This is a genomic window from Afifella sp. IM 167, assembly GCF_020144925.1.
GTDB lineage: Bacteria > Pseudomonadota > Alphaproteobacteria > Rhizobiales > Afifellaceae > Afifella.
Map to the genome: position 1 here is coordinate 47,597 of NZ_NSLC01000002.1, position 25,905 is coordinate 73,501.

The following is a 25,905-nucleotide window of genomic DNA, read 5'->3' on the forward strand; positions in this document are numbered from 1 at the left end:
GGGGGACTATCATGGCTGAATACCAAAACATCTTTAACCGGGTGCAGGTCCGCGGACCTGTCTACGCCGGTGTCCCGGCCGACGCTTCGGCGACCGGTCGGGCAGGACAGCCGACGATGTCCTACTGGCTGGGCAAAATCGGCGATGCGCAGGTTGGACCGATCTATCTCGGTCTGACGGGAATTGCGTCGATCTTCTTTGGCTTCCTGGCCTTTGAGATCGTCGGCCTCAATATGATGGCTTCGGTGAACTGGAGTCCGGTGGAGTTCGTCCGCCAACTTCCGTGGCTCGGCCTTGAGCCGCCGCCTCAGGAGATGGGTTTCTGCGTGCTTTGCCCGCTCGATAAGGGCGGCTGGTGGCAGATGGCCGGCTTCTTCATGACGACTTCGGTTCTTCTATGGTGGGTGCGGACCTACCGGCGCGCAACGGCACTTGGCATGGGCACGCATGTGGCCTGGGCCTTCGCCGCTGCCATCTGGCTGATGCTGGTGATCGGCTTCATCCGTCCGCTGCTTCTCGGCAGCTGGTCGGAGGCTGTTCCCTTCGGCATCTTCCCGCACCTCGACTGGACCGCGGCTTTCTCGATCCGCTACGGCAACCTGTACTACAACCCGTTCCACATGCTCTCGATCGTCTTCCTGTATGGCGCGACGCTTCTGTTCGCCATGCATGGTGCCACGATCCTGGCTGTGAGCCGCTACGGCGGCGATCGGGAAGCCGAACAGGTCGTCGATCGCGGAACGGCTGCCGAGCGTGCCGCCCTCTTCTGGCGGTGGACCATGGGCTTCAACGCCACCATGGAATCCATCCATCGCTGGGCCTGGTGGTTTGCGGTTCTTTGCCCGATCACCGGTGGTATCGGCATGCTTCTCACGGGCACCGTTGTCGACAACTGGTACCTGTGGGGCATCAACCACGGCCTCGTGCCGGCCTATCCGGACGTCTTCAACAGCGTCCCGGTTGATCCGGCTCTGACGACGGGAGTGGGGCAATGACCTTCGCAATGAAGATGACCCTGGCGATCTGCGCCGTCGTTTTCGCTGGCCTGCTGTCGACCTTCAACTGGCCGCCGATCACCCAGATCTGGCCGTTCGTTGAAACGACGCAGCTGGGCTACCGGGGAACCGGTCTTGACCAGGTCACCCCGGTCGATGAGCTGCAGAAGGCCGCTGCCGAAATCCCCGAGCCTTTCCCGCAGGTCTCTGCGGAAGGCCCGCGCGCCTCGGAAGTCTACCAGAACGTTCCGGCTCTGGGCGACCTCAGCGAGGAGCAGTTCCTGCGCATCATGACCGTGATCACGGAATGGGTCGCGCCGGAACAGGGATGCGCATACTGCCACGACGAGAACGACCTCGCCGCAGAGCGGCCCTATACGAAAATTGTGTCGCGTCGCATGATTGAGATGACGCGCCACATCAACGCTGACTGGACGAGCCACGTCGCTCAGACGGGCGTGACCTGCTACACCTGCCACCGCGGAAATCCGGTGCCGACCAACATCTGGTACGACAGCGACAATCCGATCGTGGCCAAGTATGCCGGTTACAGCCCCAATGGGCAGAACCATGCGAACGAGACTGCTGGGCTGACCTCCATGGCGGCCGACCCGCTGCAGCTCTACATCGCAGGCCCGTCCAACCCGCGCATCATCCCGACCACGGCTCTGCCGACGGGTGACGGCATGGGAGCGAGCATCAAGGACGCGGAAGACACCTACTCCCTGATGATCCACCTCTCCGATGCCCTTGGCGTGAACTGCACCTACTGCCACAACAGCCGGTCGTTCATGTCCTGGGATCAGAGCAATCCCGTCCGCGTCACGGCCTTCCACGGCCTCGACCTGATGCGTGATATCAACGCGAACTTCCTGTCGCCGCTGCAGGACGTCTATCCGCCGGTCCGTCTCGGCCCGACGGGCGACGCTCCGAAGGCGAACTGCGCCACCTGCCACCAGGGTGAGCCGAAGCCTCTCGGCGGAGCTCCGATGGTGCAGGACTATCCTGAGCTGGTTGCAGCCCAGGCGGCGCCGGCGGCGGCTCCTGAAGCCGCGCCTGCCCAGACCGAAGCTGCTCCGGCTTCCCAGCCGAACCAGATGACGCCTGAGCAGATGCGCCAGCAGATGGAGCAGATGCAGCAGCAGATGCAGCAGATGCAGCAGCAGATGCAGCAGATGCAGCAGCAGCAGCAGTAAGATCGGAAAAGGTGGCGCCGCTTCGCGGCGCTACCGCATCGCTCGACTGATCCGGGAGGCTCCGCCTCCCGGATTTTTTTGTGCCTCGGCGATCGCTTTTCACCGCCGGCACGGCAACCGCCTGGTCCGGGAAAGGCGCCGGGGGTGGCGCGAGCGCAGGAGATGCCGGCCGCCCCACGGGCGCGCGGTTCACTCTCCGCATGGGCATCAGGCCTGGCCAACAAGTGGGCCTTCGGCTGCCGCACGCGCGCGACGATCGCGCCAGGCGCCTCAGCCCGGCCTTCTCCTCACGTGTCGTCGGGAAACGTATGCGGCTCTGATCTTGCAGGATGGCATTCGGCGGTGCCGCCTGCCGGCCACGCCGCGCGGCTTTCCGGCCAATGGCACGGCGCCGTCCGGCCAGGGCCAGTTTCGCTGGCGCGCCAAATCTGCGGATCCGGCGTTGCGGGCCCGAGCCGGTGGAGCGGAAGGACCGCTCGAAGGCATGGAGGGGCGCTTCGGGGCTGAATCGTTTTCGCAGCTTTCGGGGCCAAGCGACTCGCCCGACTCGCCTTTTCCACGGCGCAGGATGCGGAGAGCTCCTGCCGGGCGGCCGGCCCGCCCCGGCAGGCGGATGGGGCCGCGAATGGGGCAGGGCGGCCCGGCGCTCCCGTTCGATCTGTGAGACCGTGCAAAAGAAAGGGACGCCGGCTTGTGGCCGGCGCCCCTCATTGTCGTTCTGACGGCTGGCGGATGGCTGGCCCGGCCGCCTCAGGCGGCGCGGGCGAGGCCGATCTCCGACCAGATGGCGCCGAGCGCCTCGATCAGATGGTCGATGTCGAAGTCCGAATGCAGCGGCGAGGGCGTGATCCGCAGGCGCTCGGTGCCGCGCTCCACGGTCGGATAATTGATCGGCTGCACATAGATCCCGTACTGGGTCATCAGCCGGTCGCTGATCTGCTTGCACAGCACCGGATCGCCCACCATCACCGGCACGATGTGGCTCTCATTGGCAAGGTGCGGCACGCCGATCTCGTCGAGCCGGCGGCGCACGGTGGCGACGCGCTCGCGCTGGCGCTGGCGCTCGGCATCGCTGGTCTTGAGATGGCGGATGGAGGCGAGGGCGCCCGCGGCGACCGAAGGCGGCAGCGCCGTGGTGAAGATGAAGCCCGAGGCGAAGCTGCGCACGAAGTCGCAGAGCGCCGTGGAGGCGGCGATATAGCCGCCCATCACGCCGAATGCCTTGGCGAGCGTGCCCTCGATCACCGTCAGGCGATGGGCGACGTCGTCGCGCTCGGAGATGCCGCCGCCGCGCTCGCCGTAAAGGCCGACCGCATGCACCTCGTCGAGATAGGTCATGGCGCCGTGCTTGTCGGCGACGTCGCAGATCTCGGCGATCGGAGCGATGTCGCCGTCCATCGAATAGACCGACTCGAAGGCGACGAGCTTGGGCTGCTCCGGCGGCAGCGTGGACAGCTTGGCGTCGAGATCTTCCGGATCGTTATGCGCGAAGATGAGGCGCTCGGCGCGGCTGTGGCGGATGCCCTCGATCATCGAGGCGTGGTTCTTGGCATCCGACAGCACGACGCATCCCGGTATCTTGGAGGCGAGTGTCCCGAGTGTCGCCCAGTTGGAGACGTAGCCGGAGGTGAAGACGAGGGCGTTCTCCTTGCCGTGCAGGTCGGCGAGCTCCTTCTCCAGAAGCACATGGTAGTGGTTCGTGCCGGAGATGTTGCGCGTTCCGCCGGCGCCGGCGCCGCAGCGGCCGAGGGCGAAGTGCATGGCGTCGATGACGAGCGCGTTCTGGCCCATGGCGAGATAGTCGTTCGAGCACCACACGGTCACTTCGGCCCGGCCGCGCTCGCGGTAGTGCGTGGCGCGCGGAAACTCGCCCGCATGGCGCTCCAGATCGGCGAAGACGCGGTAGCGCCCCTCGCGGCGAAGCCCGTCCAGTTCCTTCTCAAAGAACGCTTCGTAATCCATGGATCGGCTCCCGCTATCGCGATTGTCGCTGTTCATCGGTCAATCTCCAGAAGGTGGCGCGCCAACGGTCCCGAAGGCGGGACGCGCCGGCATGGGCCCGTGCGTGGTCGCCGGGCTCATGCGGCTTGCGGCCGCGGAGCGCGCGCGGGCCCGGCGGGACCGGTTCTTCTCGTGCGACTTCAGCCCCCATTTCCACAGTGCGTCCGCCGGCAGGGGCAGCACCATGAACCAGTGTTCCAGAAGGGCGAGGGCCATGAGCGTGGCGAGGAAGGTGAAGGCTGAGGCTTCAAAGCTGTTCTCGGCGGTGACCGCGCCTGCGGCGAAGAGGACCGCGGCGCCTGTCGCGATCGTCACGGAGAGCGGGAAGAGCGGGTTCATCGCCCGCTTCTGCATGAAGCTCCGCAGATAGAGCAGGCTGTCCGGCAGGAGCTTCTCGCCGAGATTGCGCACGCCGAGGAAGAGATTGAACTTCGCCGAAAGGCGCATCCCCCACAGGATCATGAACGTGCCGAGGCCGACGAAATTGTCGCCGCGCCAGGTGAGCGCCAGGATGGCGAGCGCCGAGGCGAGGATGGCGAGCTCATGGTAGAGGATCGTCTGCACGGCGAGAAAGAAGCGCCTTCCGACGGGCGTCTTGCGCGGGCAGGTCGTCTTGCGGGGCCCGGTGACGTAGCCCATCAGGAAGCTGATCTCGTGCCAGCCCCAGGCGAAGATGCCGCAGGTGAAGGCGAGGAAGGCGCCGTGGACGGTGTCGTCGTCGGCGCTCACCGACAGCCCCCAGAGGGAGACGACGAGCATCACCGTCGCTCCGAGCATGCTCCACCGGAAGGTCGAGCGGGGCAGGCCGTCCAGATAGAGGATCGCCCCGGTGGAGAACCACCAGACGAAGAGCGTGTAGACGATGGGAAGGGCGTAGATGGCCACTTCCTGCTTCTCCTACCAGGCGGGGACGAGCCGGCTTTCGGCCGGCACGGCGTTTTCCTTTGTCGGCAGCAGGTAGAGGCGCGCCAGAGTGATTCCCGCCACCGCCCCCCAGCCGAGCTGCCGCACGGCGCCGCCGATCCCGCCGGCCCGCTTGGCCGCGGACATGGCGTCGCTCGCCCGGCGCAGGCTCTCCAGCCCCGCATGGAACTTCGGATTGTCGATGTCGAGCGTCAGCGGGAAGACCTGACGGGAGATCTCGCTGGTGATGCGGAAGACCTTGTAGTCGTACTCGGTCGGGTCGATGTGCAGCGCCTTGTGGAATTCCGGCCGCACATGGTCGCGCACATACATGGTCGCGAAGACGGCCAGAACGAAGAAGCGCACCCAGTACTTGTTGAGCCCGCGCGTCACATGCGGATTCGCCCGCATCAGAAGCGCGAAGGCCTCGCCGTGGCGGAACTCGTCGTTGCACCACTGCTCGAACCATTTGAAGATCGGATGGAAGCGGAACTCGGGGTGCTGCTCCAGATGCCGGAAGATGGTGATGTAGCGGGCGTAGCCGATCTTCTCCGACAGATAGGTGGCGTAGAAGATGAATTTCGGCCGGAAGAAGGTGTACTTCTTCGTGCGCGTCAGGAAGCCGAGATCGACGCCGATGTCGAAATCCTTGAGCGCGTCGTTGATGAAGCCGGCATGGCGCGCCTCGTCGCGGCTCATATAGCGGAAGAGCTCGCAGATATCGGGGTTCGTGCCGCGCTTCTTCATCTCCGCATAGAGCACGCAGCCGGAGAATTCCGCCGTCAGCGAGGAGACGAGGAAGTCGACGAACTCCTTGCGCAGGCCCTCCGGCAGGTCCTCCAGCTTGACGTCGTCCCAGGCCTCGGTGCGCTTGAAATGGTCCTTGTTCGGATCGCTCTTCATTTCGGCGATCAGCGCGTCCCATTCCTTGCGCACGGGCTCCACGTCGATCGCGTCGAGCTCGTCGAAGTCGGTGGTGTAGAAGCGCGGACTGAGGACCGTGCTTTCCTGGGCCTGGCGGGTCGTCTCGTTGGGGGCGAGAGAGAGATGTTCGATCGTCATAGCCTGCTTTCCGAGGAGAAACTGAATTCCAGGAGTTCCATGAACTCCAGGTCGCCGGTCATGCGTGTCCAGGCCCGTTCCAGGGCGTTCGCCCGTGTCACGGTCGCCATGCGGTGGAAGGAGGCCTTCTCACCATAGGGCACGACGATCGGCTCGCCGTCGACGCGCACCGCATCCCCGGGCCGGATCTCAAGGTCTCCCTCAAGCTCGACATGGGCATGCAGGCTGTCGAAGGTGTTTTCTACCTCGATGGTGCAGGGCACCGTGATGGTTTTTCGGCCGACCGAACCAAAGATCATCGCGTCTGGCTCCCCTCGTGGAGAAGCTCGGCGAAGACATGCGCGTTGGTCGGGCCGAATGCGTCCAGCGCCACAAGGCGTCCGGTCGCGGGATCTTCCAGGAAAATATGTCCGTCCGTCCAGGTCATCAGACGGAAGGGAGCATCGCTGCCGATGCCGCTGAGATGGCGGGCCCGTGCAAGCCCGCGCAACGTGGCGCGCAGGAAGCCGTTGGTGCCGGGCGCCATCACCGTGATCTTCTCGCGGGTGGCGCCGTCATAGACGCCGACGCCGCCATCCGCCTGGTCGACGAAGACGAGCTCGCGGCTTTCCACCACGCTGCCTTCCGGCATGCGCGTCTTGCCGAGCCCCGTCAGGCTGCCGCCGGCCGCGAGCAGGATGGCCGCGGTCAGGAGCACGCCCACCGCGATCAGCGGAGCGCGGGGAAACGGGGCCTGGTGGGTCATGCTGCTCACGTCGTTCTCCTCATGCGGCCGCAGGTGCCTGCGACTGCCACTTGGCGGATCCGTCGCCCGTTTCCGCCGAAGCCTCGCCCTTGTGCGCCTCACCCTGCCGCGTCTCTTCCGCCGGCCCGGTCTGGGCGAGGGCCTTGGACAGGAGCGCGGCGACCGTCTCCGCATCCGGCACCGCCCGCATGAGCGGCTCCGGTCGCTTGATCCGCCACGGGCGGGCATGCGGCCACAGCGCGAAATAGGCGACATGGCGGCCCGGCAGGAGCGTCAGGACGATCTCGCCGGTGCCAGTCTTGTCATACACCTTCAGCCCGGCCGATTCGACCGCGGAGAAGGGAATATTGAGGCTCATCGGCATCGCCACGCCCGTACGGATGACGAGGCGCTTGTTGGTGATGGTGTAGACCGATGTGCGGGCGATGAAATAGCCGTAGGCGTAGAAGATCGCCATGGCGACCACGGCGGCGCAGAAGAGCCACCCGGCGGCCAGCGCCACGTCCGCCGCGCTCCCGCCGGACAGGACCACCGAAGTGATCCGCACGGCGAGGAGGACGGCGAAATAGACCGTGAGCGTCGGCAGATGGAAGACGCGCCGGGCCAGAAGGCCCCAGCGCGGCTCCCCTTGCCAGAGGACCCGTTCCCCTTTCGGCAGCGCGCCAGGCACGCCCCGGATGGGTTCGGAGTCGAATTCACTCACAGCAGCGGCTCCTGGCGGTCAGGCGTCGCATAGAGCAGGCCGCCACCGAAGTAGCCCATGATGCGGTCTTCCTCGCGCATGGTGATCTGCGTGGCGCTGGCCGTCGCCGGAACGTCGGCGAACTGCTTGGCCACGAGGGCATTCACCTTCACGCGGCGCAGCGCACCGCTGATGGTGGCGAGGTTGGACGGCACCAGCGCCGTGCCGCCTTCGTTGAGGTCGACCTGCAGGTAGCGGATCATCGGATCCGACCGGTCGACCCACACGTCGTCGACGGTACCGACGATGACGCGGTCGGCCGCTTCCACGAGCATGCCACGCGGATCGGGATCGCGCGGATCGAGGAAGTGGTCGTCGACACTGGCGAGCGGCACGATCTTCGCTTCGCCTTCCAGCGTCAGCTCGGGCTCGTTGGACCGCTCCGAATAGGCAGCCGGGCCGATGCCGTCGACCAGCGGATTGCCGACCGGCATGAACGGCGAGCCGAGGGCCACGCCGGCCGGGGTCACCCGGGGATCGGCGGCGTCCACGCGGCCGGATTTGGCGATGCTGCCGTCATGCAGCCTGAAGAGCTTCGGCTCCGGAACGTCCGGGAAACCGATGACGGCCTCGCCGCCGGCGCGCTCGGCGACCAGCGGATAGCCTTCGCGCTTGTCTTCGCGGCGAAGGTAGATGATCAGACCGGCAAAAAAGATCCAGAAGGCGTAAAGCACCATCTGGGCGACATCCATGTGACTCGTAAGTGCTCCGGCGGGCATTGATAACCTCCATTAGCAACGGTTAGCCGGGAAACTCGGCCAGACCGAAGGACGATGATGGATCGGAGCGTGTTCGCCCCCCCGACCCGACGAGCGGCCCGACTGCCACCAATGTGGCTGCGAGCAGCGCGATCTCGATGTGATAAACGATACTATATCCGGCGGCGGGCCCCGTAAGAGCCGGGCCGAGAAGCCCTTGCGCCGCAAGATTGGAGAAACCGTCGCGGATTGCGCCGCCAAGCGCAATTGCGCAGCCCGCCGCAGTCGCCTGAACGGCGCCCCAGGCCCCGAGGGCAAGCCCTCCATGGCCTTCTTCGGCGAGTTCCATCGCGGCGGTGAGTGTCCCGACGGAGAAAAGGCCGCTGCCGAAACCGATCACGGTCGTGCCGATTCGGAAGAGCAGCGCCGAATCGAGCGGCGCGGCGAAGACCACCGCCGCGAAGGCGGCGATGCCGGCAAGCCCGCCATAGGCGGCGAGCCGGTGCGGGTCGGCGCCGCGCCCGAGCATCCGTGCGGCGAGCGCGAAGCCGACGAGCGAGCCGCCGGCCAGAAGCGCGGTCAGCTGCGTGGTCGAGCTGACGCTCAGATGCAGCACTTCGCCCCCATAAGGCTCCAGCAGGATGTCCTGCATGGAAAAGCCGGCCGTGCCGAGCCCGACGGCGACGAGAAGGCGGCTCGCCCGCCCGCCCTGGATGAAGGAGCCCCAGGCCTCGCGGAAGCGCGGCCGCGGCGTATCCATCGCCGTCTTCGAAGGGTCGCGCGCCTCCTGCTTCCACAGCGCGAAGACGTTGAGCACGAAGGTGACGAAGGCCGCGCCCTGGATCACCTGGATCAGCCGGAACGGGCTGAAATTGTCGAGCAGCAGGCCGAAGATCAGCGCCGAGGCCAGCATGCCGAGAAGCAGCATGACGTAGAGCAGCGCCACGACCCGCGGGCGCGCCTTGGCGGGCGCCAGATCGTTGGCGAGCGCAAGGCCGGCCGTCTGGGTCGTGTGCAGACCCGCGCCGACGAGCAGGAAGGCGAGCGCCGCGCCGGCCTGTCCGGCATAGGGCGGGGCGTTGGTGCCTTCCGAAAGCACCAGAAGGGCGAACGGCATGATGGCGAGGCCGCCGAACTGGATCAGCGTGCCCATCCAGATATAGGGAACGCGCTTCCAGCCGAGCAGCGAGCGGTGGGTGTCGGAGCGGAAGCCGATCAGGGCGCGGAACGGCGCCACGACGAGCGGCAGGGAGACCATCAGCGAGACGAGCCAGGCATGCACGCCGAGCTCCACGATCATCACCCGGTTGAGCGTGCCGTTGAGCAGCGCCACGGCCATGCCGACCGAGACCTGGAACAGGGAAAGACGCAGAAGCCGGCCGAGCGGAAGCTCTGTCGTTGCGGCGTCCGCGAACGGCAGGAATCGTGGCCCCAGAAGGAGCCAGGTCTTGGTCATGGTCTCGTTGAGCCGTCTCATGCCGGCACGAGCTCCATTGCCTGAGAAGTATAAAAGCCGCTTACGATACGCCGGGTCCGGCCCGGCCGCCATTGGGCGAGCGAGGGTGTCGCAGCGACCAGCTGGCGCAGCCTTTTCGCGCCGATCGGCTCGATCGCGGGCGCGCGGTCGCTCCTGGGAAAGAACCCGCCGGCAAAGTGCATCGCCGAGAGGAGGGCGGTGCGCGGGGCGAAGGTGAAGACCACGCCCGAACGGCTCCGCTGCGAGAGTTTCGTCAGCATGTCGACGAGGTCGCCCGCCTTGTAGTGGATGAGCGAATCCATCGCCACGACATGGTCGAACGTGCCGAGCGCCGGATCGAGCATGTCGCCGACCCGGAAATCGATGTTCTGCGCCGCCTCGTGCGGGCGCGCGCGCTCCTCGGCGAGCGCCACCAGCGAGGAGGAGAGATCCGTCGCCACCACCTCGGCGCCGCGGCGCGCCGCCTCCAGCGAGAGCGCCCCCGTGCCGCAGCCCGCATCGAGCAGGCGAAGGCCGGTCAGGTCCTGCGGAAGATAGGAAAGCAGCACGCCCCGCATCTCGTCGCGCCCGGCACGCACGGTCGCCCGGATGCGGCTCACGGGCGCATCGGAAGTCAGCCTGGACCAGGCCTCGGCCGCGGTGCGGTCGAAGTAGGTCTCAAGCTCTTCCCGGCGTTCCAGGTACGAGGCGGTCTGCATCAATCGAATCCCAGAAAGTCGAAGATGTCGCGGTCCTTCATCGGCGTCGCCTGCAGGGGCTCCACGCCCGCCCACAGCTTGGCGGCGAGCCGCAGATATTCGTTCTGCACCGCTTCCAGCTCGGGCGAGGTCTCCATCTCGAAGAGCGTCGACTTCTTCAGCCGCGAGCGGCGGATGACGTCGAGATCGGGGAAATGGGCGAGACGTTTCAGGCCCGTCCGGTCGTTGAAGCGGTCGATCTCGTCGGTGTCGGCACTGCGGTTGGCGATCACGCCGCCGATCCGCACGTCGTAGTTCTTCGCCTTGGCGAGGATCGCCGAGGCGATCCGGTTCATGGCGAAGATGGAATCGAAATCGTTGGCGGTGACGATCACCGCCCGCTCGGCATGCTGGAGCGGGGAGGCGAAGCCGCCGCAGACCACGTCGCCCAGCACGTCGAAGATGACCACGTCGGTCTCTTCCAGGAGATGGTGTTCCTTGAGGAGCTTCACGGTCTGGCCGACGACGTAGCCGCCGCAGCCCGTGCCGGCCGGCGGGCCGCCCGCCTCCACGCACATGACGCCGTTGTAGCCCTCGTAGACGAAGTCTTCGACGCGGAGTTCCTCGGAGTGGAAGTTCACCGATTCCAGCACGTCGATGACCGTCGGCACGAGCCGCTTGGTCAGCGTGAAGGTGGAATCGTGCTTCGGGTCGCAGCCGATCTGCAGGACGCGCTTGCCGAGCTTGGAAAAGGCCGCCGAGAGGTTCGACGACGTCGTCGACTTGCCGATACCCCCCTTGCCGTAGACGGCGAAGACCTTGGCGTTCTCGATGTTCATCGAGGGGTCCATGCGGACCTGGACGCTGCCTTCGCCATCCTCGTTCTTGCCGATGGGGGGCATCGGCCTCAGGGGAATGTTCATGCTGCTCTCTCCACGGGGATTCCTTCCAGCTGGTCTTCCAGCTCCTCGCCTGCCTGGCGCAGGGCCTCGACCACGGCCTCGTCGGGCTCCCAGTACTTGCGCTCATGCGCTTCCAGGAGCCGGTGGGCGACCTTCGCGGAGGCCACCGGGTTGAGCTCAGCCATGCGCCGACGCATCTCGGGGTCGAGCACATAGGTCTGGGTGATCTGCTGGTAGACCCAGGGCGCGACCTGGCCGGTCGTGGCGGACCAGCCGACCGTGTTGGTCACCTGCGCCTCGATCTGGCGCACGCCCTCGTAGCCGTGCTTCAGCATGCTCTCGTACCATTTCGGATTGAGCATGCGGGTGCGGGTCTCCAGGGCGACCTGCTCGGCGAGCGAGCGAACCTGCCCCTCCGAGCGTGTCTGGTCGCCGATATAGACGGGAATCTCGCCGCCCTTGGCCTTGCGCACCGAGCGCGAGATGCCGCCGAGCGTGTCGAAGTAATGGTCGACCGTGGTGACGCCGAGCTCCACCGATTCCAGGTTCTGGTAGGCGAGCTCCACGTCGCCGAGCATCGATTGCAGAAGGTCGGCCTGCTGCACCGGCGCGCCCTGGCGGCCATAGGCGAAGCACTTGCGCTTGGCATAGGTGTCGGCCAGCTCGTCCTCGTCTTCCCAGCGCCCGGAATCGAGCAGCATGTTGACGTTGGATCCGTAGGCGCCGTCGGCGTTGGAGAAGACGCGCAGGGCCGCCGTCTCCAGGTCGCAGCCATGCTTTTCCTGATAGGCGAGGGCGTGCTTGCGCACGTAGTTCGCCTCCGCCGGCTCGTCCGCCGTGGCGGCGAGGAAGGCGGCCTCGGCGAGAAGCCGGGTCTGCAGCGGCAGAAGATCGCGGAAGATGCCCGACAGCGTCATCACGACGTCGACGCGCGGCCGGCCGAGTTCTGCGAGCGGGATCAGCGCGGCCCCGCAAAGGCGCCCGAAACTGTCGAAGCGCGGGCGTGCGCCGAGAAGCGCCAGCGCCTGGGCGATCGGGCCGCCCTCGCTCTTCAGGTTGTCGGTGCCCCACAGGACGAGCGCCACCGATTCGGGGATCGGATGGCCGTCGTCGAGATAGCGCTGCAGCAGCCTCTCGGCCTGACGGGCGCCGTCGGTGACGGCAAAGGCGCTCGGCATGCGGAACGGGTCGAAGCCGTGCAGGTTACGCCCCGTCGGCAGGATCGTCGGCGTGCGCAACAGGTCTCCGCCGGGGGCGGGGCGCACGAAATGGCCGTCGAGCGCGTGCACGATGGCGTCGAGCTCGTAGTCCTTGCTCAGAAGGTGATTGGTCTGCGCCAGCTCCTCGAAGAGCGAGATGCCGTCCTCGTCCTCGGGCAGCCCGGCCCTGACGAGCGACCGGCGCGGGCTCTCGCCCGCCACCAGCGCCTCGATCCCGGCGCGTTCCGGCTGGCGGCCGTAGCGCGCTTCGGCGACGGCGAGCAGAAGGTCGATGCGCTCCTCCGCGGAGGCCGGCTCGCCGACGACGTGCAGTCCGTGCGGGATGAGCGTGTACTCAAGGTCGAGGATCGCCTCGCCGAGCTTGGCGGTCTCTTTCTCGGGGTTCTCCCAGGCGGGTTCGGCGGCGGCGAGATCGAGTTCGGCGGCCTGCGCCTGGATCAGCGGCGCCAGCTGCTCCCGCTCCTTCGCCTCGTCCGGAGGCAGTTGCCGCCAGCGGTCGAGCGAGGCCTTGAGGTCGAGAAGGCCGCGATAGAGCCCGGCGCGCGCCACGGGCGGCGTCAGGTAGGAGATCAGCGTCGCCGCGGCGCGCCGCTTGGCGAGGCTGCCCTCCGACGGGTTGTTGGCGGCGTAGAGATAGAAGTTCGGCAGGTCGCCGATCAGCCGGTCCGGCCAGCAGGTATCCGAAAGACCCGTCTGCTTGCCCGGCATGAATTCCAGCGCGCCGTGCATGCCGAAATGCAGCACCGCATGCGCTCCGAAATCTTCCTTCAGATAGCGGTAGAAGGCGGTGAAGGCATGGGTCGGCGCGAAGCTCTTCTCGAAGAGGAGACGCATCGGGTCGCCCTCGTAGCCGAAGGCGGGCTGGATGCCGACGAAGACGTTGCCGAAGCGCTCGCCGAGCACGAAGATCGAGGCGCCGTCGCTTTGCTGCCGGCCCGGCGCCGGCCCCCATTGCGCCTCGATTTCCTTCAGCCATGTCTCGCGCTTGACGTGCTCGTCGGCCGGAATGCGGTGAAAGACGTTGGCGTCGGTGCCGTAGCGCTGCGAATTGCCGCCGAGGATCTGCTGGCGCAGCGCGTCGACGCTCTCCGGCACCTCCACCGTGTAGCCTTCCTCCTTCAGCTTGGTCAGCGTGTTGAAGAGGGAGTGGTAGACGGAGAGGTAGGCCGCGGTGCCCACGCCGCCGGAATTGGGCGGGAAGTTGAAGAGGACGACGGCGAGCTTGCGCTCGGCCCTTTCGGCCTGACGCAGAGCGACGAGCTTGTCGACGCGGGCCGCCAGCATCTCCGCCCGCTCCGGATGGGCCTGCATGTCGCGGCTCTGCTCGGCCTTCTCCGAGCGGCCGCCGAAGAGGATCGGACCGGTCGCGCCGTCGAGTTCGGGAATCGCCACCATCATCGTGGCTTCCACCGGCAGCAGGCCGCGCTCCGATCCCTGCCACTGCTCCATCGTCTGGAACTCGACCGCCTGCGCGGCGATGTAGGGCACGTTGAGGCGGGCGAGCACTTCCTCGGCGGCATGCGCGTCGTTGTAGGCCGGCCCGCCGACCAGCGAGAAGCCGGTGAGCGAAACGACGGCGTCGACCACGGGGCGCCCGTTGGCGAGGAAGAACTGCTCCACCGGCGGGCGGCTGTCGAGGCCGCTGGAGAAGGCCGGCACGACCTGCAGGCCGCGCGCCTCCAGGGCGTGGATCACCGCGTCGTAATGCGCCGTGTTGCCGGCCAGCACGTAGGAGCGCATGACCAGCACGCCGACGCGCCCGCGCCGTTCCTTCACGGGCGAGGGCAGGGCCTCCAGCCGTTCCGTCACCCGGCCCTTCAGGCGCGGATGGTAAAGGCCGACATCGGGATAGTTGATCGGCGCCTTCGCCTTCAGATGGGCGCGGAGATGGCTGCGCGGGCCGCTGGCGTAGCGCTCCACCAGCAGGCGGACCATGTTGACGATGTTCTCTTCCGAGCCCGCCAGCCAGTACTGCATGGTCAGGAAATAGGCGCGCAGGTCCTGCGCCGTGCCGGGCACGAAGCGCAAGAGCTGCGGCAGGCGCCGCAGCATGGCCATCTGCTTGGCGCCCGAGGAGCTCATCGACTTCTTGTCGGTCTTCTTCTCGCCGCCGCGCAGCCGCTTCAGCAGCGCCATCACGCCGCGCTGCGGCCCGTCCATCGAGAAGCGGCCGAGCCGTGTCAGGCGGATCACCTCGCCGGCCGACATGAAGCCGACGAGGGCGTCGCAGCTCTCGCGCCGCGCCGTCAGGGCGGGCATCACGGCTTTGATGTGATCCTCCATGAACATCATGTTCGCGAGGATGATGTCGGCTTCGGCGATATCGGCCTGGCAGCGTCCGAGCGCGGTGGCGTCGTCGCCCCATTCGGTGGCCGCGTGCAGGTTGAGGACGAGGCCGGGCAATTCGCGCTTCAGCACCGGCTCGGCCCGCTCCACAGCGCTCGCAAGATGGCTGTCGAGCGTCACGATGACGACGCGGATGGGTGTGGCGCTATCGGGCGAAATGGGCTTTGGCATCGTACAATGTCTCGATCGTGATCGTTGCAAGGCCGCGCTCTTCCGCGAATCTCTCGGTGTTGCGGCGAGCCTTGCCCCGCACGAAGAACGGAATCTTCTTCAGTTCCTGTTCGGCTTCCGCCGCCCAGACGATGTCAGGTGCCACCGCGGCGCCGGCGCTCGCCGACGTCTCCGGTGTCACGACGGCAGGTTCGGCCGTTTGCGTGCCCGCTTCCTTGATCTGTGTCGGGGCCTCCTGCGGTGCGGCGCCATGTCCTAGGTGCGAGGGATGCGCCTCGTCGTGGAACTCGAAATCGCCGCGGAACATGCCGAGGAGATGCTCTTCGAGCCCCATCATCAGCGGATGCACGAAGGCGTCGAAGATGACGTTGGCGCCCTCAAAGCCCATCTGCGGGGAGTAGCGCGCCGGAAAGTCCTGCACGTGCACAGGCGCCGAGATCACCGCGCACGGCACCCTCAGCCGCTTGGCGATGTGGCGCTCCATCTGCGTGCCGAGCACGAGTTCCGGATGCAGCTCGGCGACCTTCGCCTCCACTTCCAGGTAATCGTCGGTGATCAGCGGCTCGACGCCGTATGCCTCGGCGGCGGCGCGGATGTCGCGGGCGAATTCGCGGCTGTAGGTGCCGAGCCCGACGACCTTGTAGCCGAGCTCCTTGTCGGCGATGCGCGCCGCGGCCAGCGCATGCGTGGCGTCGCCGAAGATGAAGACGCGCTTGCCGGTGAGGTAGGTGGAATCGACCGAGCGCGAATACCAGGGAAGGCGCGAGGTTGCCCCGGCTAGCACCGGCTGCGGGTCGATGCCGGCCAGCTCGGCGACTTCCTTGACGAAATCGATGGTGGCGCCGACGCCGATCGGCACCGTCTTCGTCATCGGCTGGCGAAAAGTGCGCTCCAGCCACTTGGCCGCCGTCGCCGCGATTTCCGGATAGAGCACGACGTTGAAATCGGCCTCGCCGAGACGCGCGATATCGGCCGCATGCGCGCCGAGCGGCGCGGTGACGGCCACATCGACGCCGAGCCGGTCGAGCAGGCGCGTGATCTCGTCGACATCGTCGCGGTGGCGGAAGCCGAGCGCCGTGGCGCCGAGGAGGTTGCAGCGCGGCCGCCGCCCGGGCTCGCGCGCCGGCCGCTCCGAGCCGGGCGCCGGGGCGTGCGGTGAGGCAAGGGCGCGCACCAGATGGTAGAAGGTCTCCGAGGCGCCCCAGTTCTCCTTGCGCTGATAGGAGGGCAGCTCCAGCGGCACCACCGGCAGCGGCAGGCCGAGCGCCTTGGCGAGCCCGCCCGGATCGTCCTGGATCAGCTCGGCCGTGCACGAGGCCCCGACCAGCATCGCCGCCGGCTTGAAGCGCTCATAGGCCTCGCGCGCCGCGGTCTTGAAGATCTCGGCCGTATCGGCGCCGAGGTCGCGTGCCTCGAAGGTCGTGTAGGTGACGGGCGGGCGCTTGTCGCGCCGCTCGATCATGGTGAAGAGCAGGTCTGCATAGGTGTCGCCCTGCGGCGCGTGCAGGACGTAGTGCACGTCCTCCATCGCCGTGGCGATGCGCATGGCGCCGACATGCGGCGGGCCTTCATAGGTCCAGACGGTGAGCTGCATGGCTACACCTCCAGCCTTTCCGCCCGCGTCAGCGGACGTGCGAAGAGCTCGGCGAGGTCGCCCGCCTGCTCGTAGCCCTGGATCGGCGTGAAGACGAGCTCGATCGCCCATTTCGTCCGCAGCCCCTCCGCCTCCAGCGGATTGGCGAGGCCGAGGCCGCAGACCGTGAGGTCGGGCCTCGCGGCGCGGGCGCGGTCGAGCTGCTTGTCGACGTCCTGGCCTTCCGAAAGGGCGGTGCCGGCCGGCAGGAGGGCGAGCTCGGCCGCCATGTTCTGCCGGTGCAGATAGGGCGTGCCGACCTCGGCGAGCTCCATGGAGAGTTCGCGCGAAAGGAAGCGCGCCAGCGGGATCTCCAGCTGCGAATCGGGGAAGAAGAAGATCGACTTGCCCGCAAGCCGCTCCTGATAGTGGGTGAGCGCGCGCCGCGCCCGCTCGCGGCCCATCACGGTGACGGCCTCGAAGCGTTCCTTGTCGACGCCGAAGGCGGTCGCGGCCGCCCGCAGCCATTCCGTCGTGCCTTCCGCGCCGAGCGGGAAGGGGGCGATCAGCCGTTCCGCCCCGCGCTTGTCGAGCGCCTTGCAGGTGTCGCCGAGGAAGGGCTGCGCCATCAGGTAGCGCGTCGCCTTGCCGACGGCCGGCAGCTCCTGCGAGGAGCGCGGCGGCAGAAAGGCGACCGGAATGCCGAGATCGTTGAAGAGGCGGCGGAACTGGTCCTCCACCACGTCGGCGAGGGCGCCGATGACGAGGAGCGAGGGCGCCGCATCTTCCGCCTCGGGGGCGAGCTCGGGCACCAGCGCTGCGAGGCACGCATCCTCGCCCTGTGTGAAGGTCGTCTCGATGCCGGAGCCGGAATAGTTGAGGATCCGTGTGCGCGGCGAAAAGCTCTCGTTGAGCCGCTCGGCCGCCCGCGAAAGATCGAGCTTGATCACTTCCGACGGGCAGGAGCCGACGAGGAAGAGCAGGCGGATGTCGGGCCGCCGCTCTAGGAGCTGCGTGACCACCCGGTCGAGCTCCTCGTTGGCGTCGGCCATGCCGGCGAGGTCGCGCTCCTCGATGATGGCGGTGGCGAATCGCGGCTCGGCGAAGATCATCACGCCGGCGGCCGATTGCATCAGATGGGCGCAGGTGCGCGAGCCGACGATGAGGAAGAAGGCGTCCTGGATCTTCCGGTGCAGCCAGATGATTCCGGTCAGGCCGCAGAAGACTTCCCTCTGGCCGCGCTGGCGCAGCACCGGGGCTTCCGCGCATCCTTGCCCCTGGGCCGGGGCGGCGCTGGCGAGCGCGTTCACTGGGCGAACTCCACTTGGCCGGCCGCGTGCTGTGCACGCTCGCGGTTGGCCTTTTCCTGCAGCCGGGCGGCGCGCAGCTTCAGGACGAACTGCGTGGCGTTGATGAGGTAGGCGAGATAGGCGGCGAGCGCGATCAGCATCTGCCCGTTCGGGCCGATCGCATGGGTGAAGAGGGCGGCGAGATAGGCCGTATGCAGGGCCAGGACCAGCATCGAGAACACGTCTTCCCAGAAGAAGGCGTGGGCGAAGAGATAGCGACCGAAGACCACCTTTTCCCAGATCGAGCCGGTGATCATGATGGTGTAGAGAACGAGCGTTTTGACGACTATCGACGCCGTTGCGACAAAATAGCCGTCGCCGCTCGCCAGATAGCGGATCACCAGGCCCAGGGAGACCACGAACACCACGAACTGGATCGGTGCCAGCACCCCCTGCACCAGAGTCCAGGGGGATTCATCGCGGCGCTTGCGCTCTTCCTCGGTGTAGAGAGAAATCGTTTTATTATCGCGACTTGGCAACGCGCCCGCCTCCCAAGCGGCATCTCGCAAACTGGACTCTAGGACCGGCGCTCCATCACTGTCAACAACACTGGACGTAAATGCGACTTTACATTTCTCGGGGCGCGGTCCTAAGCTGGGGCACCCTATCGTCGGCGATCGAAAAGCGCTTATAGTGCTCTCCTTCATCCGGCGGCGACGTCGTGATCGGACTGGGTGCTGCTCCAAATGAATGGGGCGCATTCCACCCGGCAGGATGGAGCTAGAGACGGGGGAGGGTGCGCGATGGTTGACCTGACGCAAGGTTCCGATGGCCGGCGCCGGCCGGACGAGGGTCGGTACTGGGACGGCACGGCAAATGAACCCGGACAACACCGCATACGCCATGTTCCCACGGGCGGCGAAGGCTGGGTCGGCCACCTCGTCACGACCATCGAGGGGGAGATCATTCCCCGCCTGATGCTGGCCCACGGCTCAGGGGCCGCCGAGCGTCCTTCCGCCCGCTCCGACAATGCGCGGCTCGATCAGGAAGAGGTGCGCGAATTCGCCAGGCTCATCATCGGGCCCGATTTTTCGCTTGCGCGCGCGTATGTTGATATGGCGCGCGCACGCGGTCTCGGGCTAGAGACCATCTTCCTGAACCTGATGGCGCCGACTGCGAGGTTGTTGGGGGAGCTTTGGAAGGCCGACGATTGCGATTTCACCGATGTGACGATTGGGCTGGCGCGCCTGCAGCAGCTTCTGCGCGAATTCGCGCCGGCCTTTCAGGGCGCCCTTGCCGACTGCAGCGACGGGCGTCGCGTTCTTTTGGCGCCCGCCCCGGGCGAACAGCACACCTTCGGGCTGTTCATGACGGAGGAGTTCTTCCGCCGGTCGGGCTGGCAGGTGCTGTCGGAGATGGATTGCTCGCCGGGCCGGATCGGCGAGATCGTCCGTTCCGAGTGGTTCTCGATCGTAGGCTTCTCTCTCTCGGGCGAACGCTTCCTGAGCGAATTGGCCGTGGCGATCGATCTTGTGCGACAGAATTCGAAAAACCAGTCGATCGGCATCATGGTAGGCGGTCAGCTCTTCCTGGATCAGCCCGAGCTCGTCACGCTCGTGGGCGCGGATGTCTCCGCCTCCGATGCGCGCCAGGCTGTTCTGCACGCGGAGCGGATGCTGGGCGCGGTGTCGATGCGCTGCTGACGCAGCCCCTCGGGGGCTTGGAGCGGTGATGGAGAGCTTGGTATCCCGTGCGCCTACCAGCGAGTTTCGGTCTCCCGGTACCTCTCTCGGAGACATTGATTCGGAGGTGGCCGCCAGACTGATCGCGACGGCGGCCGACATTGCCCTCGTCCTCGACGACAAGGGCGTCATCGAAGACATCTCCTACGCCGATCAGGATCTTTCGCTCGAAGGCCTCGGAAGCTGGCTCGGCCGCCCCTGGGTGGAGACCGTCACGGTCGAAAGCCGGCCGAAGGTGGAGGAGATGCTGCAGGAGGCGGGCGGCAAGACCCAGCCCCGCTGGCGGCAGATCAATCACCCCTCGAGCCGCGGCCTCGATCTGCCCGTCCGCTATTCCACCCTGAAGCTCGGCAAGCAGGGCAGGCTCGTCGCCATCGGGCGCGACATGCGCCCCGTCTCCAACCTGCAGCAGCGCCTCGTCGAGGCGCAGATCGCGGTGGAGAAGGAATATTCGCGTCTGCGCCAGTCGGAGACGCGCTACCGGCTGCTCTTCCACATCGCCTCCGAAGCCGTCCTCATCGTCGATGCCACGACGCAGAAGGTTGTGGAGGCCAACCCAGCCGCCAGCCAGTTGCTCGGCCAGTCGGCGGAACGTTTGGTCGGGCGCACCCTGCGCGGCATCTTCACCGATGAGGCGGAGCGGGCGCTGAATTCGCTCCTCGCCATGGTGCGTGCCGCCGGCCATGCCAAGGATGTGCGCCTGAAGATCCCGCAGGACGAGCGGGAATTCGTCGCCTCCGCCTCGCTGTTCCGCCAGGATCATGCGTCGCATTTCCTCGTGCGCCTTTCGCCGGTCTCGGCGGGACTGGTGCCTGAGAGCGGGCCGACGGCCGAAACGGCCCTCATCCAGGTGGTGGAGAACCTGCCGGACGCGTTCCTGGTCACCGACCCCGACAGGCGCATCATCGCCGCCAATCTCGCCTTCCTCGACCTCGCGCAGATGGCGAGCGAGGAGCAGGTGCTCGGCGAGCGTCTGGAGCGCTGGCTCGGCCGCCACGGCATCGAGCTGGATGTCCTCATCGCCAATCTGCGCGAGCACGGTTCGGTCCGCCATTTCCGCACGATCCTGCGGGGCGAATACGGATCGGTGGTGGAATCGGAGGTCGCTGCCGTTTCCGTTCTGGAGGGCGACCAGCCCTGCTTCGGCTTCGTCATCCGCGATGTGGGCGCCCGCGTTTCCAAGGCCCGGCCGCTGGCGCGCGAAATGCCGCGCTCGGTCGATCAGCTCACCGAGCTCGTCGGCCGCGTGCCGCTGCGCGATCTGGTGCGCGAGACGACGGATGTCATCGAAAGGCTCTGCATCGAGGCCGCGCTGGAACTCACCGGGGACAACCGCGCTTCGGCGGCCGAAATCCTGGGCCTGTCGCGGCAGAGCCTCTATTCGAAGCTCCGCCGCTACGGCATCATCGATTTCGCCCCTGAGGAAGATGCCTCCGAACCGTGAGCGGCTTCAGGCCGCCTTTGGTTCGGCCTTGTCCCGGGATTCTGCCAGGAACGCCTCATAGGCCGCGAAAAACGGCTCGGGCGCCTGGAACGGGATCAGCGCACCGGTCTTGAACGGCTTTACCGTCCAGTTCTTGCGCGCCCGCGCCCAGTCGGCCTCGGTGAAATCGGAGAAGTCGCCCCGCGTGCCGTGGGCGAGCAGGACGGGCATCGCCAGCCTCTCATAGACCGCCCGGATGTCGCCGCTGAAGAGCTTTCCCGAAACGAAGGCGTAAGGGGCGTGGCGGGCGCCGGGCTGATGCGTGGTCAGATAGTCGTATTCCAGCATGCTCTCGTCGATCTCCTTGTCCCCGAATGTCTTCTTCAGGAAGAATCGGATCGACGGGCGGCTCGTCAGGCCCTTGTAGAGGCTCTTGCTCCACAGCGGGAAGGTGAGGGTGCTGTAGAGGAAAGGCACCTCGCGGCTCGATCCGGGCAGCCCGTGCCGCTTGCTGGCGCCGCTTTCAAAGCCCGTGGGCGTCACGAAGGCGAGGCTGCGGAACCGCTGCGGTCTCTCGTTCGCCGCGCGGGCGAGAAATTCCGAGCTGAGCGAGAGGGCAAGCGCGTCGACCGGCTCCTCGCTGCCGGTATCGGCTGCGATCACGTCGAGCATGTCGTGGATCGCATCGACGTAGAGGCGGACATTGTAGTCGCGGTCCGATCTGTCGGAAAAGCCGAAGCCCGGAAGGTCGACCGCATAGACGCGGTAGTTCTCGCGCTCCTTCTGGAAAATCGGCCGCACTTCGTAGGCCGAGCCCGCGGCGTTGATCGAATGGATCAGAAGCAGGGGGCGGCCTTGGCCCGCCACGTAGAAGGAGAGGGGGCCCGCGCGCCCCTCCGTTTCGAAGCGCTCCGCGGCCAGGGAATCGGGAAGCGTGGCGCTGGTTCTGCCCGGACGGACATGCGGGGCGGTGACTGCCGCCGTGGACGGCGCTGCCGGCGTCGCGCCATCGGCCCTTTGGCCGGCCGCGGTCGCCGCGTTCGCTGTGGCGTTCATGGGATAACCTCTCCTGAAATAGGCGCCGTTGTGCAGCGCCATACTGCGCACACCAAACGCCTTGCAAACATCGGGGGTTCCGCGACGTTTTGCCTGCTTCAGGTAGTCACTGGCTGCGACTGTAGCGACTGTAAAGTTGAGTTGACGCTCTGGGAGGACATCCATATCGTCCGGCCCATGTCCCGCTCGGCCTCGATAGCGCAAACCTCCGCCAGCCGGCCGGCGCCGTCGGCCGTCCTCGAATTGCTGAAGCCGATCACCTGGTTCGCGCCCATGTGGGCGCTCGGCTGCGGGGTTGTCTCGTCCGGCGTGCCGCTGTCGGAACGCTGGCCGACGCTGATCGGCGGCATCATCCTTGCCGGCCCGCTCATCACCGCGACCAGCCAGGCCTGCAACGACTGGTACGACCGGCATGTCGACGCCATCAACGAGCCCGACCGGCCGATCCCGTCGGGCCGCGTGCCGGGCCGCTGGGGCCTTTATATCGCGCTTCTGTGGACCGGGCTGTCGCTGCTTCTGGCCGCTCTCCTGGGCCCATGGGTCTTCGGTGCCGCCCTGCTCGGTCTTGTTCTCGCCTGGGCCTATTCCATGCCTCCCTTCCGGCTGAAGAAGAACGGCTGGTGGGGCAATACGGCGGTCGCCGCCTGCTATGAGGGTCTGCCCTGGTTCACCGGCGCCGCCGTCATGGTGGGGGGCCTGCCGGACTGGCGCACCGTGGTTCTGGCGGTTCTCTATTCGGCCGGCGCCCACGGCATCATGACGCTCAACGATTTCAAGGCGGTGGAGGGCGACATTGAGATGGGCGTTCGCTCCCTGCCGGTGCAGCTCGGCGTCGATCGTGCCGCGCGCTTCGCCTGCTGGGTGATGGCGGTGCCGCAGATCGTCGTCGTTGCGCTGCTGCTCCTCTGGGGTACGCCTATTCACGCCGCCATTGTCGCCGTCCTGCTTCTCGTCCAGTTCTTCCTGATGGCGCGCCTCCTAAAGGCCCCGCGCGAGCGGGCCGCCTGGTACAACGCCACCGGCACGACGCTCTACGTCTTCGGCATGCTCGCCGCAGCCTTCGCGCTGCGCGCGCTGGGGACCTGAGATGGCCGCCGCCGGGCTCGGCTGGATTTCCATTGCGCGCCTTGGTCTGATCCAGGCCGCGCTCGGCGCCATCGTCGTCCTCACCACCTCGACCCTCAATCGCGTCATGGTGGTGGAGCTGTCGATGCCCGCCATGCTGCCGGGCGCGCTGGTCGGCATTCACTACGCCGTGCAGATGCTGCGCCCGCGCTGGGGCTACGGCTCCGACATGACGGCGCGCCGCACGCCCTGGATCGTCGGCGGCATGGCGGTACTGTGCCTCGGCGGCACGCTCGCGGCGATGGCGACGGCGCTGATGTCGACCAACGTCACGGCCGGCGTTGCGCTCGCCATCCTCGCCTTCTTCCTCATCGGCGTCGGCGTCGGCGCGGCCGGCACCTCGCTCCTGGCGCTTCTGGCCGCCAAGGTCGACGGCGGCAGACGCGCCGCCGCCGCCACGCTCGTCTGGGGCATGATGATCGTCGGCTTCGTCATCACCGCCGCCACGGCCGGCCATTTCCTTGATCCCTTCTCGCCGGCGCGCCTCGTCAAGGTGGCCGGCGGCGTTTCCGTCGCCGCCTTCCTCGTCACCGTCGTGGCGATCTTCGGCATCGAAAGGCGCGTCGCCTCGCCGGACGATGCGCACCCGGCCGGCCGCGACGGCGGCGAGGCCAAGCCCACCTTCCGCGAGGCGCTGAAGGAGGTCTGGGGCGAGACGACGGCCCGCCGCTTCACCATCTTCATCTTCGTCTCCATGCTCGCCTACAGCGCCCAGGATCTCGTCCTGGAGCCCTTCGCGGGCACCGTCTTCGGCATGACGCCGGGCGAATCGACCAGCCTTGCCGCCGTCCAGCACAGCGGCGTCCTCATCGGCATGCTCGCCGTCGGGCTTCTCGGCAGCAATCTTCTCTTCCGCCGCATCGGCACGATGCGCTCCTGGACCATCGGCGGCTGCTTTGCCTCCGCTTTGGCGCTCTTCGGCCTCGTCCTGGCCGGCTATGTCGGCCCCGGCTGGCCGATCCGCGCCTCGGTCTTTGCCCTGGGTGCGGCCAACGGCGCCTTTGCGGTTGCCGCGATCGCCTCGATGATGGGCCTTGCCGGCGCCGGAAAGGCGCGGCGCGAGGGCGTGCGCATGGGGCTCTGGGGAGCCGCCCAGGGCGTCGCCTTCGGCCTCGGGGGCTTCCTCGGCACGGTCGCCATCGACCTGACGCGGACGATCTTTTCCTCGCCGGTCCCTGCCTACACGATGGTCTTCGCCGTCGAGGGGCTGGTGTTTCTGGTATCCGCCTGGCTGGCGTACCGGGTGGATCGGGGAGGGCGCGAGACTTCCGCCCCCGTCGATCTGACCGCCGTCGGCAAGGAATCGCTGGTCGGACTAGGGGGGCAATGAGCCATGTCCAATCGAACCTATGATGTCGCCGTCGTCGGTGGCGGGCCCGCCGGCGCGACGGCCGCCACGGACCTTGCCCGCAAGGGCCTTTCGGTCCTCCTCCTCGACCGCCAGGGCCGCATCAAGCCCTGCGGCGGCGCCATCCCGCCGCGCCTGTTGCGCGATTTCGACATACCCCGCTCCATGCTCGTCGCCGAGGTCACCTCCGCCGAGATCGTCTCGCCGAGCGACCGGCGCGTCGACATGCCGATCGAGAACGGCTTCGTCGGCATGGTCGACCGCGAGCATTTCGACGAATGGCTGCGCGAGCGCGCCGCCGAAGCCGGAGCCGAGCGCCGCGCCGGCACCTTCGAGCGCTTCGACCGCGATACCGACGGCACCGCCCGCATCCATTATCGCCCGAAGGGCGGCGCCCGCGAGGCCCTGGAGACGGTCCGCGCCCGGGCCGTAATCGGCGCCGACGGGGCCAATTCAGCCGTCGCCCGCGAGGCCGTGCCGCGCGCCGGCAAGGTGCCCTACGTCTTCGCCTATCACGAGATCGTCCGCTCGCCGCAGGAGGGCGCGGCCCGCTTCGATCCCAAGCGCTGCGACGTCTATTACGACGGCAGGATGTCGCCCGATTTCTATTCCTGGATCTTCCCGCATGGCGAGACGACCTCGATCGGCACCGGCTCGGCCCACAAAGGCTTCTCGCTGAAGGACGCCGTCGGCGAGCTGCGCCAGATCTCCGGCCTCGATGGCACCGAGACGATCCGCAAGGAAGGCGCGCCGATCCCGCTGAAGCCCCGCCGCAAATGGGACAACGACCGCGACGTCGTGCTTGCCGGCGATGCCGCCGGCGTCGTCGCCCCGGCTTCGGGCGAGGGCATCTACTATGCCATGACCTGCGGGCGCATGGCCGGCGAGGCGGTCGAGGCCTTCCTCGCCACGGGCGATGCGCGCGCCCTCGCCGGCGCCCGAAAGGCCTTCATGAAGGAGCACGGCAAGGTGTTCTGGGCGCTCGGGATCATGCAGCATTTCTGGTATTCAAGCGACAGGCGGCGCGAGCGCTTCGTCTCCATGTGCGCCGATCCCGACGTGCAGCGCATCACCTGGGAGGCATATATGAACAAGCGCCTCGTCAAGGCCCGGCCCGGCGCGCATCTGCGCATCTTCCTGAAGGACATGGCCCATCTCCTCGGCCTCGTCTCGCCGGGCCACGTCGGAAGGTCGTAGGGAAGGGCGCCGGGGCC

The 25,905-nt window shown here is 67.2% G+C and carries 22 protein-coding genes; 7 read left to right on the forward strand and 15 right to left on the reverse strand.

Annotated features, from left to right (window positions below):
• The first annotated feature begins 11 nt into the window (after positions 1–11).
• Positions 12–995, forward strand: coding sequence for a photosynthetic reaction center subunit M (pufM, locus tag CLD20_RS02865; RefSeq protein WP_224405094.1), 984 nt, complete (start codon positions 12–14; stop codon positions 993–995).
• Entirely contained in the window at positions 992–2,191 is a 1,200-nt protein-coding gene (gene pufC / locus CLD20_RS02870) for a photosynthetic reaction center cytochrome PufC (protein WP_224405095.1), read from the forward strand. Before pufM ends, pufC begins: the two co-directional genes overlap by 4 nt.
• Before the next feature lie 750 nt (positions 2,192–2,941).
• Here pufC and hemA read toward each other — a convergent pair.
• Genes hemA through bchF form a run of 14 tightly spaced genes read right to left on the reverse strand, consistent with a single transcriptional unit; the run spans position 2,942 to position 18,536 of the window.
• Positions 2,942–4,153 (reverse strand): 5-aminolevulinate synthase, encoded by a 1,212-nt coding sequence (hemA, locus tag CLD20_RS02875; RefSeq protein ID WP_224405096.1) that lies wholly within the window; start codon positions 4,151–4,153, stop codon positions 2,942–2,944.
• A 39-nt stretch (positions 4,154–4,192) separates the two neighbouring features.
• Positions 4,193–5,077, reverse strand: a complete 885-nt coding sequence (gene puhE / locus CLD20_RS02880; RefSeq protein ID WP_224405097.1) for a putative photosynthetic complex assembly protein PuhE — start codon at positions 5,075–5,077, stop codon at positions 4,193–4,195.
• A gap of 12 nt (positions 5,078–5,089) precedes the next feature.
• Complete coding sequence (gene acsF / locus CLD20_RS02885; RefSeq protein ID WP_224405098.1) at positions 5,090–6,157, reverse strand: magnesium-protoporphyrin IX monomethyl ester (oxidative) cyclase; 1,068 nt, start codon at positions 6,155–6,157, stop codon at positions 5,090–5,092.
• On the reverse strand, positions 6,154–6,456 hold the full coding sequence (locus CLD20_RS02890) for a hypothetical protein (RefSeq protein WP_224405099.1): 303 nt from the start codon (positions 6,454–6,456) through the stop codon (positions 6,154–6,156). Before CLD20_RS02890 ends, acsF begins: the two co-directional genes overlap by 4 nt.
• Complete coding sequence (gene puhC / locus CLD20_RS02895; protein ID WP_224405524.1) at positions 6,453–6,902, reverse strand: photosynthetic complex assembly protein PuhC; 450 nt, start codon at positions 6,900–6,902, stop codon at positions 6,453–6,455. The genes CLD20_RS02890 and puhC overlap by 4 nt, the downstream gene beginning before the upstream one ends.
• Before the next feature lie 19 nt (positions 6,903–6,921).
• Entirely contained in the window at positions 6,922–7,605 is a 684-nt protein-coding gene (gene puhB / locus CLD20_RS02900; protein WP_224405100.1) for a photosynthetic complex putative assembly protein PuhB, read from the reverse strand.
• On the reverse strand, positions 7,602–8,363 hold the full coding sequence (gene puhA, locus CLD20_RS02905; RefSeq protein WP_224405101.1) for a photosynthetic reaction center subunit H: 762 nt from the start codon (positions 8,361–8,363) through the stop codon (positions 7,602–7,604). Before puhA ends, puhB begins: the two co-directional genes overlap by 4 nt.
• A gap of 22 nt (positions 8,364–8,385) precedes the next feature.
• Complete coding sequence (locus CLD20_RS02910) at positions 8,386–9,819, reverse strand: BCD family MFS transporter (protein ID WP_224405102.1); 1,434 nt, start codon at positions 9,817–9,819, stop codon at positions 8,386–8,388.
• Positions 9,816–10,517 carry a magnesium protoporphyrin IX methyltransferase gene (bchM, locus tag CLD20_RS02915; RefSeq protein WP_224405103.1) on the reverse strand — a complete coding sequence of 234 codons (702 nt, stop codon included), beginning with the start codon at positions 10,515–10,517 and terminating at the stop codon, positions 9,816–9,818. The genes CLD20_RS02910 and bchM overlap by 4 nt, the downstream gene beginning before the upstream one ends.
• Entirely contained in the window at positions 10,517–11,419 is a 903-nt protein-coding gene (bchL, locus tag CLD20_RS02920; RefSeq protein ID WP_224405104.1) for a ferredoxin:protochlorophyllide reductase (ATP-dependent) iron-sulfur ATP-binding protein, read from the reverse strand. The genes bchM and bchL overlap by 1 nt, the downstream gene beginning before the upstream one ends.
• On the reverse strand, positions 11,416–15,135 hold the full coding sequence (locus tag CLD20_RS02925) for a magnesium chelatase subunit H (protein WP_224405105.1): 3,720 nt from the start codon (positions 15,133–15,135) through the stop codon (positions 11,416–11,418). Before CLD20_RS02925 ends, bchL begins: the two co-directional genes overlap by 4 nt.
• Positions 15,110–16,729, reverse strand: a complete 1,620-nt coding sequence (gene bchB / locus CLD20_RS02930) for a ferredoxin:protochlorophyllide reductase (ATP-dependent) subunit B (RefSeq protein ID WP_224405106.1) — start codon at positions 16,727–16,729, stop codon at positions 15,110–15,112. The genes CLD20_RS02925 and bchB overlap by 26 nt, the downstream gene beginning before the upstream one ends.
• 2 nt (positions 16,730–16,731) lie before the next feature.
• Positions 16,732–18,018, reverse strand: coding sequence for a ferredoxin:protochlorophyllide reductase (ATP-dependent) subunit N (locus tag CLD20_RS02935; RefSeq protein ID WP_370636782.1), 1,287 nt, complete (start codon positions 18,016–18,018; stop codon positions 16,732–16,734).
• Entirely contained in the window at positions 18,015–18,536 is a 522-nt protein-coding gene (gene bchF, locus CLD20_RS02940) for a 2-vinyl bacteriochlorophyllide hydratase (protein ID WP_370636783.1), read from the reverse strand. Before bchF ends, CLD20_RS02935 begins: the two co-directional genes overlap by 4 nt.
• A 264-nt stretch (positions 18,537–18,800) precedes the next feature.
• On the opposite strand from bchF, the gene CLD20_RS02945 reads away from it, so the two are divergent.
• Together CLD20_RS02945 and ppsR are read left to right on the forward strand one after the other, a co-directional pair.
• Complete coding sequence (locus tag CLD20_RS02945) at positions 18,801–19,700, forward strand: B12-binding domain-containing protein (protein ID WP_224405109.1); 900 nt, start codon at positions 18,801–18,803, stop codon at positions 19,698–19,700.
• A 106-nt stretch (positions 19,701–19,806) separates the two neighbouring features.
• A complete protein-coding gene (ppsR, locus tag CLD20_RS02950; protein WP_370636784.1) occupies positions 19,807–21,183 on the forward strand; it encodes a transcriptional regulator PpsR in 1,377 nt (458 codons plus the stop codon).
• A gap of 6 nt (positions 21,184–21,189) precedes the next feature.
• Here the strand turns inward: ppsR and CLD20_RS02955 are convergent, their stop codons facing one another.
• Positions 21,190–22,218 (reverse strand): alpha/beta fold hydrolase, encoded by a 1,029-nt coding sequence (locus tag CLD20_RS02955; RefSeq protein WP_224405111.1) that lies wholly within the window; start codon positions 22,216–22,218, stop codon positions 21,190–21,192.
• A gap of 177 nt (positions 22,219–22,395) precedes the next feature.
• On the opposite strand from CLD20_RS02955, the gene chlG reads away from it, so the two are divergent.
• The 3 genes from chlG to CLD20_RS02970 are packed head-to-tail and all read left to right on the forward strand — an operon-like array spanning position 22,396 to position 25,888.
• The gene (gene chlG, locus CLD20_RS02960; protein WP_224405525.1) at positions 22,396–23,304 is read left to right on the forward strand and encodes a chlorophyll synthase ChlG; all 909 of its coding nucleotides are present in this window, start codon (positions 22,396–22,398) and stop codon (positions 23,302–23,304) included.
• 1 nt (position 23,305) lies between these two features.
• Entirely contained in the window at positions 23,306–24,673 is a 1,368-nt protein-coding gene (locus CLD20_RS02965; protein ID WP_224405112.1) for a BCD family MFS transporter, read from the forward strand.
• Positions 24,674–24,676: 3 nt separating this feature from the next.
• Positions 24,677–25,888 (forward strand): geranylgeranyl diphosphate reductase, encoded by a 1,212-nt coding sequence (locus CLD20_RS02970; RefSeq protein ID WP_224405113.1) that lies wholly within the window; start codon positions 24,677–24,679, stop codon positions 25,886–25,888.
• Positions 25,889–25,905: the final 17 nt, after the last annotated feature.

Bases quoted from the DNA above. Each gene is read 5' to 3' on its own strand.
- CLD20_RS02910 (WP_224405102.1), bottom strand. From the start codon at position 9,819: ATGAGACGGCTCAACGAGACCATGACCAAGACCTGGCTCCTTCTGGGG.
- CLD20_RS02955 (WP_224405111.1), bottom strand. From the start codon at position 22,218: ATGAACGCCACAGCGAACGCGGCGACCGCGGCCGGCCAAAGGGCCGAT.
- pufM (WP_224405094.1), top strand. From the start codon at position 12: ATGGCTGAATACCAAAACATCTTTAACCGGGTGCAGGTCCGCGGACCT.
- CLD20_RS02970 (WP_224405113.1), top strand. From the start codon at position 24,677: ATGTCCAATCGAACCTATGATGTCGCCGTCGTCGGTGGCGGGCCCGCC.
- bchL (WP_224405104.1), bottom strand. From the start codon at position 11,419: ATGAACATTCCCCTGAGGCCGATGCCCCCCATCGGCAAGAACGAGGAT.
- bchM (WP_224405103.1), bottom strand. From the start codon at position 10,517: ATGCAGACCGCCTCGTACCTGGAACGCCGGGAAGAGCTTGAGACCTAC.
- CLD20_RS02925 (WP_224405105.1), bottom strand. From the start codon at position 15,135: ATGCCAAAGCCCATTTCGCCCGATAGCGCCACACCCATCCGCGTCGTC.
- CLD20_RS02890 (WP_224405099.1), bottom strand. From the start codon at position 6,456: ATGATCTTTGGTTCGGTCGGCCGAAAAACCATCACGGTGCCCTGCACC.
- bchB (WP_224405106.1), bottom strand. From the start codon at position 16,729: ATGCAGCTCACCGTCTGGACCTATGAAGGCCCGCCGCATGTCGGCGCC.
- CLD20_RS02945 (WP_224405109.1), top strand. From the start codon at position 18,801: ATGGTTGACCTGACGCAAGGTTCCGATGGCCGGCGCCGGCCGGACGAG.
- hemA (WP_224405096.1), bottom strand. From the start codon at position 4,153: ATGGATTACGAAGCGTTCTTTGAGAAGGAACTGGACGGGCTTCGCCGC.
- acsF (WP_224405098.1), bottom strand. From the start codon at position 6,157: ATGACGATCGAACATCTCTCTCTCGCCCCCAACGAGACGACCCGCCAG.
- CLD20_RS02965 (WP_224405112.1), top strand. From the start codon at position 23,306: ATGGCCGCCGCCGGGCTCGGCTGGATTTCCATTGCGCGCCTTGGTCTG.
- pufC (WP_224405095.1), top strand. From the start codon at position 992: ATGACCTTCGCAATGAAGATGACCCTGGCGATCTGCGCCGTCGTTTTC.
- puhA (WP_224405101.1), bottom strand. From the start codon at position 8,363: ATGCCCGCCGGAGCACTTACGAGTCACATGGATGTCGCCCAGATGGTG.
- chlG (WP_224405525.1), top strand. From the start codon at position 22,396: ATGTCCCGCTCGGCCTCGATAGCGCAAACCTCCGCCAGCCGGCCGGCG.
- puhC (WP_224405524.1), bottom strand. From the start codon at position 6,902: ATGACCCACCAGGCCCCGTTTCCCCGCGCTCCGCTGATCGCGGTGGGC.